The following is a 14,773-nucleotide window of genomic DNA, read 5'->3' as shown; positions in this document are numbered from 1 at the left end:
AAAACCACTTACCGGTCGTATAATAGTAAGTAAGAAAATGATTTGGAGGAAATAAAATGGATCAAGCCATCATAAAAATTTCCAGTAAGCGCCAAATAACCATACCCGCCGCCATTTATAAAAAGCTTGGTATCCAGCCGGGACAAAAATTATTGTTGGAAGTACATGGGGATAAGCTTATCATTTGGCCCAAAACTAAAAGTTATACTGAATTGCTAGCCGGATCATTAAAGGGTATCTACGGCCAAACCAAAGAAGAGATAGACGTCTATGTCAGGAAGGAACGCGAAACATGGGAAAAGACGCCTTCTTAAACAAGATTGCCGGTTTCCAGCGCTTACTCCTCGATACAAATACCATAATCTATTTTTTGCAGGGTATTAGCCCTTACGACACTATCTTAAATCCTTTATTCGGTCTTTTTGAACAACAAAATTTAGAAGCTGTCATTTCTGTAATTACTGAAACAGAACTCTTGGTTGGGCCTCTAAAGGAAGATAATAAAGAAGCGTTAACTATGGTAAAACTATTCCTACACGAATTTCCAGGTCTCAAGGTAATCCCTATTTCGCGCCAGATTGGCCAAATGGCTGCAGCCATCAGGGCAAAAACAAACTTGCGTCTTCCTGACGCCCTTATTATTGCCACAGCAAAAACAGCCGGGTGTGGGGCAATTATCGGTAATGATCATGCCTGGTCTAAAATTAATACAGCGGTAGCAGCTATGCCGGAAGTAATTCTACTTGACCTCTATGTCGAGGGTTGATAAAACCTTGTCCTGCCGTGCCCGGGATGCGGCAGCTCGCCTCAATTTAACCGGCTTGTAGCCGTAGTTCCAGGATGGCATCACGCAGTTCTGCGGCCCGTTCAAATTCCAGCCTTTTGGCTGCCGCCCGCATCTCTTTCTCGAGCTGGCTGATGAGAGACTTCAGCTCCCGTTTCGTAAACCGGCCCTTTTGCTTTTCCTTAGCCTGAGATTGGCTCGCCTGGTACCTGGCCGGCTCCTCGGCCACCGCGGTTTCAATAATATCCCGCACCGGTTTGCTGACGGTCCTGGGGATAATGCCGTGCCGGCGGTTGTACTCTATTTGCACCTGGCGGCGGCGGTTGGTTTCATCTATGGCCCGCCGCATGGAGGCGGTAATGGTATCGGCGTACATGATGACCTGGCCGTTGGCGTTACGGGCGGCCCGGCCGATGGTCTGGATCAGGGAGCGCTCCGAACGCAGGAAGCCTTCCTTATCGGCATCCAGGATGGCCACCAGGGAAACCTCCGGCAGGTCCAGCCCCTCCCGGAGCAGGTTAATCCCCACCAGGACATCAAAAACCCCCAGGCGCAGGTCGCGGATGATCTCCATCCGCTCAATGGCGCCGATATCGGAGTGCATGTAACGCACCTTGATGCCTACTTCCCGCAGGTAATCGGTTAGATCCTCGGCCATGCGCTTGGTCAGGGTCGTCACCAGGACGCGCTCATTTCGGGCCACCCGCTTATTTATCTCGCCCACCAGGTCGTCAATCTGCCCCTTTACCGGCCGCACCATGATCTCGGGATCCACCAGGCCGGTGGGCCGGATGATCTGCTCCACAACCTGCTGCGAGTGTTCCAGTTCATAGGGCCCCGGCGTCGCTGAGACATAGATTACCTGCTTGATGCGCTGGCAGAATTCCTCAAAAGTCAGGGGCCGGTTGTCCAGGGCCGAGGGCAAACGAAAGCCATAATCTACCAGAGTCTGCTTGCGGGAACGGTCGCCTTCATACATGCCGCCGATCTGGGGCACGGTGATATGGGACTCATCGATGATCAACAGGAAGTCGTCGGGAAAGTAATCCAGCAGGGTATAGGGCGGCTCCCCCGGCGCCCGGCCGGTCAGATGGCGGGAATAGTTTTCGATGCCTTTACAGAAGCCTACTTCCCGCATCATCTCCAGGTCAAAGCGGGTCCGCTGCTCCAGGCGCTGGGCCTCCAGGAGCTTCCCCTGCCGCCGCAGTTCCTGCAGGCGTTCCTCCAGTTCGGCCTCAATGCTTTTTAATGCCCGCTCCATCTTGCTTTCTTCTACCACATAGTGGCTGGCCGGGAAGATGGCCACATGCCGGCGCCGGGCCAGGATCTCCCCCGTCAGGGTGTCGATCTCCAGCAGGCGCTCGATTTCATCGCCAAACATTTCCACCCGCACGGCCTTCTCATGGTAGGAAGCCGGGAAAATTTCAATCACGTCGCCGTGGACGCGGAAAGTGCCCCGCTTGAAGTCGTAGTCGTTGCGGCTGTACTGGATGTCCACCAGCTTCCGCAAAATGGCATCCCGGTCATATTCCTGGCCCTCCCGCAGGGAGAGCATCAGGGTGCTGTAGTCCTCCGGCGAACCCAGGCCGTAGATACAGGAAACGCTGGCTACAATGATGACGTCCCGCCGCTCAAAGAGGGCGGCGGTAGCCGAGTGGCGCAGCTTGTCGATCTCGTCGTTGATGGAGCTGTCCTTTTCGATATAGGTATCCGTCTGGGGCACGTAGGCCTCCGGCTGGTAATAGTCGTAGTAGCTGACAAAATACTCGACGGCGTTGTCGGGAAAAAACTCCTTGAACTCGCCGCAGAGCTGGGCCGCCAGAGTCTTGTTGGGTGCCAGGACCAGGGTGGGCCGCTGCACGGCCTGGATAACCTGGGCCATGGTGTAGGTCTTGCCGGTACCCGTCGCCCCCAGCAGGGTCTGGTGGCGGTAGCCTTTCTGCAGCCCCTCCACCAGGGCGGCAATGGCCTGCGGCTGGTCACCCCGCGGCTGGTAATCTGACTTCAGGACAAAGGGTGGCATGGCGCTTCCCCCTTCCGGGAGCTATTATAACACAGCGGCCCTGGGTATACTACCCCGGGCCAGCCTTACCGTTAACATTGCTTAAGCCATATGGTTTTTATTTATTATACCATTTAAGTATCATAAAGTTGGATTTAACTTCACGCCTCGCTCAGGCTTCCTCCCCTTCACCCTTCAGCACTCCCAGGGGCTGCAGCCTGGCCACCGGCCGGGTCAGCCCGGCCGCGGCCAGGGTGGCGACAACCGCATCGATATCTTTATAGGCCAAGGGCGCTTCATCTTTTAAAAAGTTGATGTCCCTGGCAGCGACAACGACACCGCCGATCTGGTTCAATAAATCCTCCCGGGAAAATTCCTGCCGGGCTTTTTTACGGGACATAACCCGGCCGGCGCCGTGGTTGACCGAGCAGAAGGTCTTCCCTATTGCGCCGGTCCCTACCACTACATAGGAGGCGGTGCCCATGCTCCCCGGGATGATGGCCGGGTGCCCGGTTGCCATATAACAGCGGGGGTTATCCCCATGCCCTGCGGGCAGGGCCCGGGTCGCCCCCTTGCGGTGGACTAAGAGCCACCTTGCGCCATGCTTTTCTTTTTTGGCAATGTTATGAGCCACGTCATAGAGAAGGTCCAGGCCCAGTTCTTCCTCCGGCTTTTTTAAAACTTCAACAAAGGCTTCCCGGACAAAGTGGGTGATGAGCTGGCGGTTGGCGAAAGCGTAATTGGCAGCCAGGGCCATGGCCTTGAGGTAATTCTGGCCGTCGCGCGAAGGGATGGGGGCGCAGGCCAGGCCCTTGACCGGCGCCGGCGTGCCGTTTCGTTCCGCATTGGCCCACATGAGGTTGCTGTAATCGGTGCAGATCTGGTGGCCTAAGCCCCGGCTGCCGGTATGGATTAAAATGTAGAGGTGGTCTTTATGGAGCCCGAACCTGCCGGCCAGGCCCTCCTCCAGGACGGCCGCCACCTTGCCGATTTCTACAAAGTGATTGCCGCCGCCGATGGTGGCCAGCTGGTCGGCCCGCTCCCGCGCCGCCTTGCTCACGGCAGCCACGTCGGCACCCGGGAGGCAACCGCCGTCTTCTATTCTCTCCCTATCTTCCCGGCGACCAAAACCCTCCTGGATGAAGTATCCAGCGCCGCCGGCGGCAACGGCTTCCAGGCTGGCCTGGCGCAGTTCTTTGACCTGGCTGACACGCCCCACCCCCGCCGGAACCCGCCGGGCCATGGCCGCCAGCAGTTTGGTAAGTATAGCCCGATCTATAGCTGCGGCCGGGATTCTCGTAGTCAATAATCGCACGCCGCAGTTGATGTCCATCCCCACCGCCCCGGCGGAGACGACGCCACGCTCATAGTCGGCAGCCATCACCCCGCCGATGGGCAGGCCGTAGCCGGTATGGATATCGGGCATGCCGATGACCGGCCCCACTACCCCGGGTAAAAGGGAGGCATTATAAAGCTGCTCCAGGGCCTCAGTCTCCGTAAAAGCGGCCAGGAGTTTTTCACTCAGGTAAACATGAATCGCTACCGGGCTGTCTTCTCCGCGATATACATAACAATTTAGATCTACTTTTTTAAGCTTTTCCCTCATGGCTACCTGCTCCAGAAGCCGTCCTGTGCTTTGTACCAAATGGCCGGCCTCATGATTATTCCGAACCTTTATGCGACTACCTGGATACCTAAAATGCTCTGCATCTGTTCCAGGGCAAATCTATGCGCGGCAGAGTCGAAGGAAGCCATGCCCCGGGCAAAGGCTTTAACAGGAATGTCGCGGTTGGCGAGCTCTTCTGCCGTATAGAAGCAGCAAATGTTGGTGCACACGCCCACCAGTTCGACCTGGCTTACTTTTTCCTTAGAACTGCCCGGCGTTAGCCCCAGCCAGACATCTAAATCTGTGTTAAAGAAAGCGCTATAGCGGTTCTTCTTGAGAAATTTAATCTGCCCAGTCTTCTCATAAGGCGCAATTAGCGCCTGTAACTCAGGTATCAGGGCCTGGCCGGGGGTTCCCTCTAAACAATGGGGCGGGAATTTTTGAAATTCGGCGTCACCGGGAACATGGGTATCAAGGGTAAAAAGCACTTCCTGCCCCTGGGACAGGGCTTCTTTCACTTTGCTTGTTATAAAAGGTATTATTTCCCTGGCAGCGGGAAAACTTAAAGCCCCACCTTCGGCGACAAAATCATTCTGCATGTCGATGACAAAAAGGATACGGCGCATATCAGTTTTCCTCCTCCCTGTGCCGGTTATAAAAAAGGGGGGCACTATCTAAAATTATAACATGTGCCCCCGGGGAAGTCCTTTTTCTCTTCCGAATAATTATCTGCCCTGCCGCCGGTCACTGGGTTCTCGAGATTCTTTCCGGAGTATACCCTATTTCCCCAGCACCTCCAGCGCCTTCTGCAACTGGACATCCCGCTCCAGGTCCGGAGCGCGGGCCAGGACCTGCTGTTCCAGCTGGGGATCCATGGGGACTACGTAATCGGGGGTAATCCCCTTCTTATTTATATCCTGCTTCCCCGGCGTTAAGTATTTGTGGGTGGTAATCTTCACCGCGGCGCCGCCGGGTAAAGGGAAGATCGTCTGTACTATACCTTTACCAAAGGTCGTTTCGCCCACCAGGATGCCGCTGCGCGTATCCTTAATGGCCCCGGCCACAATCTCCGCCGCGCTGGCGCTGCCTTTATTCACCAGGACCACCAGGGGCAGGGGCCGGGCATACCCCCGCGCCATGAGGGCTTCGGTATTTTTCTGGTCGGCGATATAAACCACCGGCCCCTCGGCCACAAAATAACTGGCTACATCGACGGCTGCCGGCAGGGCGCCGCCGGGATTATTGCGCAAATCAAGGATCAACTTCTGCATCCCCTGCCGGCGCAGCTCGTCCAGCTGCCGGCCCAGATCACCGGCCGTCTGTTCATTGAACATGGTCAGGCTGATATAACCGGTGTCGGGATGGCCGGGGAGTATTTTGCCGTCCACCGTCGGCACCTTGATAATCTCCCTGGTCAGGGTTACCTTACGGGGATTGCTCTCGCCTGCAGAGAGGATAGTGAGTTCGACCCGGGTACCAGGCTGCCCCTGCATCAGGTTGGCGGCCGTCTCCAGGTCCATGCCGGTGGTATCGCGGCCGTCGATGGCCAAGATATAATCCCGGCTTTTAATCCCCGCCCGCTGGGCCGGCGTACCCTTAAAAGGAGAAACCACCATCAACCTCTTATCCTTATCATCCAGAGTGATAAGAAGGCCGACGCCGCCGTAACTGCCGCTAACGCTTTCCTGGAGGTGCCGGTAGGTTTTAGCGTCAAGATATGTAGAATAAGGGTCATCAAGGGCATCAACCATGCCCCTGATGGCCCCCTCCATGAGCTTGTCCGTGTTGATGGGCTCCAGCGCCTGAAAACGCAGCAGGGCATAGGTCTTAACCAGCTGCTGAACTTCCTGAAAGTGGGTGACCACTCCCAGCCCCAGAGTAAGGGTGACAAGGACACAGAAAGCCACTAACCCGCTCTTAACCTGCCGCCATATCTTTGGCAAGCCAACCACCGCCTGCTTTTAACTTGACCTTAATCCTTACCCAATTATATGTAGGAAGAGTAAGGATTAGTAATAATTCATGGGGTTGGTGGGCTCACCCTGGAGGAGGACCATAAAGTGGAGATGGGGGCCTGTACTCCAACCCGTTGAACCTACTCGGCCAATTACCTGGCCTTTCTTGACCTCCTGGCCATCCCGGACCAGGATCGCCGACAGGTGGGCGTACATGGTGGACAATCCCCCGCCATGGTCGATGACAATGTGATTACCGTACCCCCCCAGGTAGCCGGTAGATATGACCTGGCCGTCTAGCGGGGCAATGATCTCCGTTCCGGCAGGAGCCGGGAGATCAATGCCGTCATGGAAGCGACTGGTCTTCAGCAGGGGATGGATGCGCCAGCCAAAGGGAGAAGAAATATCCGTATACCCCGGCAGCGGCCAGAGCATGCCTTTAGTGCCGCCAGGTGCCAGCTGGCGCTTGCTTTTGGCCTGCTCGGCCCGGATTTTGGCGGCAATCTGACGGGCCAGGGCTTCCATTTCATCCAGGGCCGCAGCGACCCGCTTTTTCTCCGCCTCGACCTGGGCCAGCAGCTGGCGCCGGCTTTCCTGGCGGGAAGCCAGTTGCACCCGCTCACCGTCGGCCTGGCGCCGAAGCTGGGCGATCTTATCCCGCTCGGCTTCCAGCTCCGCCTTCCGAGCGGCAATCTTTTCCCTTTCAGCCTTGATTTCCTGTACGAGCTTCATATCACCCTGGGCAATCTTGGCCAGGAGTTCCATACGCACCAGGAAATCTTCCAGGCTGGTGGATTGGAGGAGGACTTCCAGGTAATTTACCTGGCCCACCTGGTAAATATCCTTGAGGCGTGCTCGCAATATATCCATGCGTTTTTCCTGGGCCGCTTCGGCCTGCTGGAGCTCAGCCGTCACCTTACGGACGTTTTCCTGGGCTGCCTCCAGTTCCCGGTCCAGCCTGGCTATCTGGGCCTCTTTTTCCTTGATCTCCTGTTCCAATTGCTGCAGCTGCCGCAGGAGGGCTTCCCCTTCATCATTCTTCTGCTCCAGGAGCCTTTGCTGTTCCTCGATATTCTGCTGGATTTGCTGCTGCTGCTTTTTCAGTTCATCAATGGTAGCACCGTAGGCCGGCGCCATACCCATGGCAAAAACTGCCAGCACCAACCATGCCGTAATTTTACCGCGCATGGCTTCACCTCCCTTCTCTGTTTGGTCAGGCTTTTAGGAAACGCCTGATGGAAAGAAGGCTGCCCACGGCACCTACCAGGGCACCCCCGGCCACCAGGCTTAAAACGCTGTTCAACAACAGTCCCCGGTCATTGAGGAGGGGTATGAAAACCAGGGCCGCTCCCGCCCTGGTTAAGAGCAGGCTGTAACCGGCATAAACAGCCAGGGCCGCACACCCTGAACCCGCCAGCCCTAAAAAAAGGCCTTCCAGGAAAAAGGGCCAGCGAATAAACCAGTCGGTGGCGCCGACATACTTCATGATGCTGATTTCCCGCCGGCGGGAGTAAACCGTCAGGCGGATGGTGATGATTATCAGGAAGAGGGCTCCCAGTCCCAGGATGAGGACAATACCCGCTCCCAGCCAGCGCAGCCAGCGCACCACCGCAAAAAGGCGTTCGACAACCTCCTGGCCGTAATTTACCTTTTCCACCCCCGGCAGGTTTGCAATGGCCCGCGCCACTTCATGAATGGTTTCCGGGTCGGCCACCCGGACCCGCAAATAGTCGGGCAGGGGGTTGACGCCGCCAGTAGCCCCTAAGAGTTCCTCTTCGCCGCCAAATTGCTGGCTTAATTGCTTCAAACCTTCTTCTTTAGGTACCAGGGTTACCTCCGTCACGCCGGGCATGGCCTTGACCTGGTCCCGGATCTGGTAAGCTTCCTGGCGGGGGGTATCAACCTGGAGAAAAACGGCGATTTCAACATTGGACTGGAGGCTAGAGGCAATATAGTTGACATTAAAGACCAGAAGCAAAAAGGCTCCCAGGAGAAACATGGAGATGGCCACGCTGGCCACCGCCGCTAAACTCATCCAGAAATTGCGCCACAGAGATATGCCGGCCTGCTTGAAGAAATAGCCAGCCGTTCTAAGCTTCATAACCGTAGGCCCCCTCCCGGTCGTCCCGTACCAGCCGGCCCTGTTGCAGGGCAATAACCCGCTTGCGCATGCTGTTGACAATATCCCAGGCATGGGTGGCCATGATCACGGTGGTGCCCTGGTAATTTATCTCTTCCAGGAGCTTCATGATTTCCCTGGACGTTGCCGGGTCGAGGTTGCCGGTAGGTTCATCGGCCACCAAAATGCGGGGATTGTTGACAATGGCCCGGGCGATGGCCGCCCGCTGCTGCTCGCCCCCGGACAGCTGGTGGGGAAACATCCGCGCCCTGTTGCTCAAACCTACCCGTTCCAGGGCTTTTTCGACCCGCGGTTTAATTTCCCGGGGGGGAACTTCGATTACCCGTAAGGCGAAGGCTACGTTTTCAAAAACAGTCCACTCCGGCAGCAGGCGGAAATCCTGGAAAACAATGCCGATATTGCGCCGCAAAAATGGCACTTCTTTCCTTTTCAGGCGGGTAATACTCCGACCGCCAATGAGAATCTGCCCCCTGGTGGGCGTTTCTTCCCGGAAAAGGAGCCGGATGAAGGTCGTCTTCCCGGCCCCGCTGGGACCAACCAGAAAGACAAATTCACCTTTTTCTATTTTCACGCTGAGATCATCGAGGGCGGTAATATGCGGCGGGTAAACCTTGGTCACATTATAAAACTGTATTAAACTCAAACCACCACCTCCAGGAAAAAGAAAAAACAACCACATGGGTTGTTTTCGACATAACCGGCAAGAATCCTTTTGGTTGGTGGTTATTGGTATAATTTGTCTAGCCCTTCAATCTCTTCACCGCCGCCGCGATGTCTCGTGCCGTAAGGCCGTATTTGGCCAGCAGCTCGTCCGGCTTGCCGGACTCGCCGAAAGTGTCGCGGATGCCCACCATGGCCAGGGGAACGGGTTTTTCCGTGGCCAGGACCTCGGCCACGGCGCTCCCCAGGCCGCCAATGACGGTGTGTTCTTCGGCTGTCACCACCGCCCCGGTGGCCGCCGCCGCCAGGACCGCCTCCCGGTCCAGGGGCTTGATGGTGCTCATATTGACCACCATAACTTCTAAACCTGCTGTCGTCAGTTCTTCGGCTGCCTTTAAGGCTTCATGTACCATGACGCCGCAGGCGATAATGGCCGCATCCTTCCCCTGCCTTAAGACATGGGCGCGGCCAATCTGGAATTGATAATCCGCGTCATAAATAACCGGTATTGCCGGGCGGCCCAGGCGCAGGTATACCGGTCCCTGGTGGCCGGCGGCCGCGAAGACGGCCTGCCTGGTTTCTTCGCCGTCGGCCGGAACGATGACCGTCATATTGGGTACGGCCCGCATGAGGGCGATGTCTTCGATGGCCTGGTGGGAAGCCCCGTCTTCGCCTACGGTGAGGCCGGCGTGGGTGGCGGCAATCTTAACATTTACTTTGGGATAGGCAATGCCGTTCCGCACCTGGTCATAGGCCCGGCCGGCGGCAAAGACGGCAAAGGTGCTGGCAAAGGGGATCTTGCCGCTCAAGGCCAGGCCGGCGGCCGTGCCCATCAGGCTCTGCTCGGCGATGCCCATATTGAAAAAGCGCGCGGGAAATTCTTTGGCAAAATAAGCCGTCATGGTGGATTTAGACAGGTCGGCGTCCAGGACCACTACCTGGCTGTTCTGCCGCCCCAGCTCCACCAGGGCCTTACCGTAGGCTTCCCGCGTAGCAATCTTGGTCATATATATCTTCCTCCGTAAAATGCTATCAAAATAGCGTTTCCTGGTTGATTTGTACTTTGTTCTTTGGAGCTTCAGCCTGCATTTTCATAGTTCGCCGGCAAGTATTAGCACTGGGGCAGCGTTATGCCAGCTCGGCCAGGGCTTTTTCGACTTCTTCGGGCTTGGGGGCTTTGCCGTGCCAGCCGGCCTCGTTTTCCATGAAACTGACCCCTTTGCCCTTGATGGTTTCGGCGATAATTACCGCCGGTTTGCCCTTTACTTGCCGCGCCCATTCCAGGGCGGCCAGGATCTGGCCGAAATCATGGCCGTCAATGGTCCTTGTCTCCCAGCCGAAGGCACGGAATTTATCGGCCACCGGCTCCGGCGACATGACGTCTTCTACCCGGCCGTCAATCTGGAGATGGTTGTGATCGACAATGGCCGTCAGGTTGTCCAGGCGATAGTGGGCGGCGGCCATGGCCCCTTCCCAGACCATGCCTTCTTCCAATTCGCCGTCGCCCAGGAGGACATAGACGTGGTAATCCCGCCCGTCCAGGCGGCCGGCCAGGGCCATGCCGTTGGCTACTGCCAGGCCGTGGCCGAGGGAACCGGTGGAAACTTCAACCCCAGGCAGGGCTTTACGGTCCGGGTGGCCCTGCAGGGGACTCCCTAACTGCCGCAGGGTTGTGATCTTTTCTACCGGAAAAAAGCCCCGCTCCGCCAGGGCGGCGTAAAGGACCGGGGCGGCATGGCCCTTGGAAAGGACAAACCGGTCCCGCTCCGGCCAGTCCGGGCGGGCCGGGTCCAGGCGCATGACTTTAAAATAGAGGGCCGTCATAATTTCTACCGCCGATAAAGACCCCCCGGGGTGGCCGGAACCGGCCGCACCAACCATCCTGATGATGTGCTGCCGCAGCCGCCGCGCCGTTGCCGTTAACTCTGGAAAATCTGCTGTCAAACCCATCATCTCCTCCACTGGCGAAAACCTTCGCCCAGAACTTCATGGATATTGCTTACAATAACAAAGGCCCCCGGGTCAATGGCCGCCACCAGGCTTTTCAGGCGGCTGACCTCGGACCGCTGCACCACCACCAGTAAAACTTCCCGTTCCTTGCCCGTATAAAGGCCGCGGCCGGCCAGGCCAGTTACGCCGCGATCCAGCTGCTCCATTACCTGCCGGGCTATTGCTCCGGCATGGTCGGAAATTATGATAGCTGCCTTGGCATAGCCGCCGCCTTCCTGGATGGCATCAATGGCCCGGCTGGTTAAAATCAGGGCCAGGAGGGCATACAGGGCCAGTTCTACATTAAAGGTGAGACCCGCCAGGCCGATTACCATGGCGTCAACCAGGAGCAGGCCCACCCCGGAGCTTATATGGAGAAAATGGCCAAATAGAAGGGCCGCCAGGTCGGTACCGCCGGTGCTCCCGCCGGAACGGAAAACAACTCCCAGCCCCACACCGCTCATGAGGCCGCCGTAAATAGAAGCCAGCAGGGCATTGGCCGTGGGCGCGTGGAGCCGCAGGGCCAGGGCATCGGTAAAAACGGAAAGCATAATGGTGCCGTATAGGGTCTTGAGGCCGAAGTTCCAGCCCAGGACCTTGAGACCTGCCAGGAAAAGGGGGATGTTGAGGACCAGCATGGTCAGGCCCACCGGCCAGCCGAAGACGTAATGGAGAACCGTGGCCAGGCCGCTGACGCCGCCGGCGGCAATTTTATTGGGAACCAGGAAAAGCACCAGTCCCAGGGCGGTAATCAAGGTGCCGGTTGTAATGCCCAGGTAGTCAAGCCATTCCTTGCGTCGCAAAGCCACTTACCCCCTGGAACGTTATTACTTTTCGTCAGAAAAAACCATTTTCCTGCCCGGCAACAGCAATTTTGTCTGCTCCACATATTCCCGCTCGCCTAATCCTGCCAGATAATGGCCCCGGCCGGGCAAATCTCCCGGCAGCAGCCGCAAAAATCACAGTCAGCCGTTATCCGGAAAAAAGCGGCCGGATTTTCATGGGAACCTGTCATAACCCCGCCGGCATTTCTTTCCCGGGAACTGCAGCCGCTGTCACCATGGGTCCTGCCATCCTCCACAATGGCCTGCCTGGGGCAAACAACGGTACAGTCACCGCAGGCAATGCAGGCATTGGTTATTCTATAAGGCATGGCAATCCCCCCGCTTTTTACCTCCATTGTTCGCCTTTACAGGAAACATTATTCAATCACGGCCACCCCGCCACATGGCCGCCAGCAGCCACAAAAGCATTAAACCCGCAGCGCCAAAACCGAACTCCAGGGTGGGCAGGCGGAAAAAGAGGCTGTTACCCGGCGCTCCCAGGGCCGTACTGATAATCAGGCTGGCCATGATGATGCTAAAGGCCAGCAGGACTACGCTCATGGTTAGTTTATTAATAATCCTGTCCATCTGCCGCACCAGGGAGCGTAAATTGAGGAGTTCAATTTTAAGGGTTAATTCTCCCCCTTCCAGCATATCCACAATATGCTGGAGCTGACGGGGCAAGTGCTGCAGCATCTCCCACGTGAAAGAAAGGTTATCAGCCAGGGCCTGCCAGAGGGCCCCGGCGCTGAAGCGCCGGCGTAAGAGTTCCCGGCCATAGGGCTCGGCCAGTTCGGCTAGCTCCAGGGTGGGGTCCAATTTCCGGGCCAGTCCCTCCAGGGTAATAAGGGTCTTGGCCAGCAGGGTTAGTTCCGGCGGCAGGCGTAAACGATATTTGAAGGCCAGCTGCAGCAGCTCTTCAACGGCCCGGCCCAGGCTGATCTGGCTCAAAGGGAGGTGGTAATAGCGATCGCGCAAGGTTTCAATGTCATGCTTCAAGGCAGCCCTATCCACCCCGTCCGGCACCACGCCCATGGCCAGAAGGGTTCGCAGGACATCCTGACTGCGCCGGCGGATGATACCCAGCATCAGGTTGATAAACTGCTCCTGACGCTCTTCGCTTAAAACCCCCATCAGGCCAAAATCCATGAAGACAATCACTTCCCCCGGCAGTACCGCCAGGTTCCCAGGGTGGGGATCACCGTGGAAAAAGCCATCCACAAAGATTTGCTGGTAAATGGCCCCGGTCAGATTGATGGCTATCCGCCGGCGGTCATAACCCCGCCGGTCGATTTCTTTCAGGTCGTTTAGTTTTACCGCCTCTACATATTCCTGGGTAAGCACCCGCACAGTGGTATAATCCCAGTAAACGGCCGGAATATAGACCTGGGCGTTGCCGGCCAGGTTTTCCCGCAGGCGATCGGCATGGCGGCCTTCCCGAGTATAATCGACTTCTCCCTCCATGGACCGGGCAAATTCTTCTACCATCCGGGTAAAGTCATAGATCTGGCCGTAAGCCGTATGGCGCTGGGCCAGGCGGGCAAGGTCAAAGAGAATTTCCAGGTCCACCCGCACCTGTTCTGCTATACCCGGCCGCTGTACCTTGACGATGACCTGGTCGCCCTCAGGCAGGGTGGCCCGGTGCACCTGGCCAATGGAGGCGGCCGCCAGGGGCTCGGGATCAAATTCGTGAAAGAGCTGTTCCAGGGGCTGGCCCAGCTCCTTTTCTACCGTCTGTTTAACTTCAGCGAAGGGAAAAGGCGGCACCTGGTCCTGGAGGCGGGCCAGCTCGGCAATGATCTCCGGCGGCAAAAGGTCGGGACGGGTGCTCAAAATTTGCCCCAGCTTGATAAAGGTAGGCCCCAGTTCGGCCAGGGCCAGGCGCAGGCGAGCTCCCGGAGATAGGGGGGCTTCCCGCCGCGGTTGCCTTAAGATTAGCTCGCCCAGCCCCAGCTGGTCAAGGAGATAGCCAAAACCATAGCGGGCCAGGACATTCACTACCTGGCGGTAACGGTGCAGGTGGACATAACGGCGCCGCAGGGACATAAGCTTAAGCCTCCATTTAGTTTAAAAAGCCCGGGCTGATACAGCACCGGGCTTTTGCCTTTTAACTGGCCCGTTCCAGGGCTTCATGAAGAAAATCCAGCAACAATTTGTGCTCGCCACCGGTTAAATTTTCGATTTGCTCCTGGAGGTAGTTCAAATAACCGGCCAGCTGTCCGGCCAGTTTCCCCTGGGGCAGCATATTGGCGGCCAGGCCCCAGCCCGTACCCGTCGCCAGGAGCAGGCCGGCCTCCGGCCGCGGCGCTTTCTTCAGGGCACTGCGCACCAGCTGCAGGGCCTTTTCCCCCAGGGATTTCAAATACACCAACAGGATAGTAAGGATGTAGGCGCTGGTAATTACCGGATGGGCCTTGCCGGGCATCTCTTCTAATAGTTCCCGCGCTACCTGGCCGGCCTCCCGGGGTAAAATGTTGCTTAAGGTTTCCAGCAGCCTGGAGCGGGCCTGCTGCCAGTCGATGGCAAAGGTAGCATGACTTTCGGCCAGGTGGGTGGGAACAAACATAATCATGGAGCGGCCCGGCGTTTTTTCGTTGCTGTTGACGACATACTGCCGTTCCAGGAAACCTTCCTTCTCCAGCTCCAGCAGGACATCGTAGGCCGTCCACTTGCTGACCTGCAGGGCTTCAGCCACGGTAATATAATGAACTGGCTCCCCCGTTTCCTGGTAGATTTCCCTTATCCTTTCCAGGAACTGGGACCGGCGTCTGGTAAGCATAGGCGTCCCTCTCCCATAACTTGCTACCCCCAGC

15 protein-coding genes are annotated in these 14,773 nt (G+C 57.1%); 2 read left to right on the top strand and 13 right to left on the bottom strand.

What is annotated here, in order from left to right:
* Positions 1 to 56 precede the first annotated feature (56 nt).
* Positions 57 to 314 (top strand): AbrB/MazE/SpoVT family DNA-binding domain-containing protein, encoded by a 258-nt coding sequence (locus tag MCACP_RS01300; RefSeq protein ID WP_406677597.1) that lies wholly within the window; start codon positions 57 to 59, stop codon positions 312 to 314.
* Positions 293 to 766: a type II toxin-antitoxin system VapC family toxin gene (locus MCACP_RS01295; RefSeq protein ID WP_406677596.1), complete on the top strand. Its 474-nt coding sequence runs from the start codon at positions 293 to 295 to the stop codon at positions 764 to 766. The genes MCACP_RS01300 and MCACP_RS01295 overlap by 22 nt, the downstream gene beginning before the upstream one ends.
* Positions 767 to 812: 46 nt before the next feature.
* On the opposite strand, the gene uvrB is transcribed toward MCACP_RS01295, so the two are convergent.
* The 13 genes from uvrB to MCACP_RS01230 form a co-directional block, all read right to left on the bottom strand.
* Entirely contained in the window at positions 813 to 2,807 is a 1,995-nt protein-coding gene (gene uvrB / locus MCACP_RS01290; RefSeq protein ID WP_406677595.1) for an excinuclease ABC subunit UvrB, read from the bottom strand.
* Positions 2,808 to 2,958: 151 nt separating this feature from the next.
* A complete protein-coding gene (locus tag MCACP_RS01285; RefSeq protein ID WP_406677594.1) occupies positions 2,959 to 4,431 on the bottom strand; it encodes an RtcB family protein in 1,473 nt (490 codons plus the stop codon).
* Positions 4,432 to 4,460: 29 nt separating this feature from the next.
* On the bottom strand, positions 4,461 to 5,018 hold the full coding sequence (locus tag MCACP_RS01280; protein ID WP_406677593.1) for a cysteine hydrolase family protein: 558 nt from the start codon (positions 5,016 to 5,018) through the stop codon (positions 4,461 to 4,463).
* A gap of 153 nt (positions 5,019 to 5,171) precedes the next feature.
* The gene (locus tag MCACP_RS01275) at positions 5,172 to 6,344 is read right to left on the bottom strand and encodes a S41 family peptidase (protein ID WP_406677592.1); all 1,173 of its coding nucleotides are present in this window, start codon (positions 6,342 to 6,344) and stop codon (positions 5,172 to 5,174) included.
* Positions 6,345 to 6,401: 57 nt separating this feature from the next.
* Positions 6,402 to 7,535, bottom strand: a complete 1,134-nt coding sequence (locus MCACP_RS01270) for a murein hydrolase activator EnvC family protein (RefSeq protein WP_406677591.1) — start codon at positions 7,533 to 7,535, stop codon at positions 6,402 to 6,404.
* A 25-nt stretch (positions 7,536 to 7,560) separates the two neighbouring features.
* Positions 7,561 to 8,448, bottom strand: coding sequence for a permease-like cell division protein FtsX (ftsX, locus tag MCACP_RS01265; RefSeq protein ID WP_406677590.1), 888 nt, complete (start codon positions 8,446 to 8,448; stop codon positions 7,561 to 7,563).
* Positions 8,438 to 9,130, bottom strand: a complete 693-nt coding sequence (ftsE, locus tag MCACP_RS01260) for a cell division ATP-binding protein FtsE (protein ID WP_406677589.1) — start codon at positions 9,128 to 9,130, stop codon at positions 8,438 to 8,440. Before ftsE ends, ftsX begins: the two co-directional genes overlap by 11 nt.
* Before the next feature lie 97 nt (positions 9,131 to 9,227).
* Positions 9,228 to 10,154 (bottom strand): transketolase family protein, encoded by a 927-nt coding sequence (locus tag MCACP_RS01255; RefSeq protein WP_406677588.1) that lies wholly within the window; start codon positions 10,152 to 10,154, stop codon positions 9,228 to 9,230.
* 121 nt (positions 10,155 to 10,275) lie between these two features.
* Positions 10,276 to 11,091, bottom strand: coding sequence for a transketolase (locus MCACP_RS01250; protein WP_269085212.1), 816 nt, complete (start codon positions 11,089 to 11,091; stop codon positions 10,276 to 10,278).
* Between the two features lie 5 nt (positions 11,092 to 11,096).
* Positions 11,097 to 11,939: a YitT family protein gene (locus MCACP_RS01245; RefSeq protein WP_406677587.1), complete on the bottom strand. Its 843-nt coding sequence runs from the start codon at positions 11,937 to 11,939 to the stop codon at positions 11,097 to 11,099.
* Between the two features lie 98 nt (positions 11,940 to 12,037).
* Entirely contained in the window at positions 12,038 to 12,289 is a 252-nt protein-coding gene (locus MCACP_RS01240; RefSeq protein WP_406677586.1) for a 4Fe-4S binding protein, read from the bottom strand.
* 52 nt (positions 12,290 to 12,341) lie between these two features.
* Positions 12,342 to 14,006 carry an ABC1 kinase family protein gene (locus MCACP_RS01235; protein ID WP_406677585.1) on the bottom strand — a complete coding sequence of 555 codons (1,665 nt, stop codon included), beginning with the start codon at positions 14,004 to 14,006 and terminating at the stop codon, positions 12,342 to 12,344.
* Positions 14,007 to 14,067: 61 nt separating this feature from the next.
* Positions 14,068 to 14,739 (bottom strand): hypothetical protein, encoded by a 672-nt coding sequence (locus tag MCACP_RS01230; RefSeq protein WP_273174280.1) that lies wholly within the window; start codon positions 14,737 to 14,739, stop codon positions 14,068 to 14,070.
* Positions 14,740 to 14,773: the final 34 nt, after the last annotated feature.

The organism is Neomoorella carbonis, from assembly GCF_045278715.1.
Taxonomy (GTDB): domain Bacteria; phylum Bacillota; class DSM-521; order Neomoorellales; family Neomoorellaceae; genus Neomoorella; species Neomoorella carbonis.
Note: the sequence above shows the minus strand (reverse complement) of the source record. Positions and strands in the feature narration are given on the sequence as shown.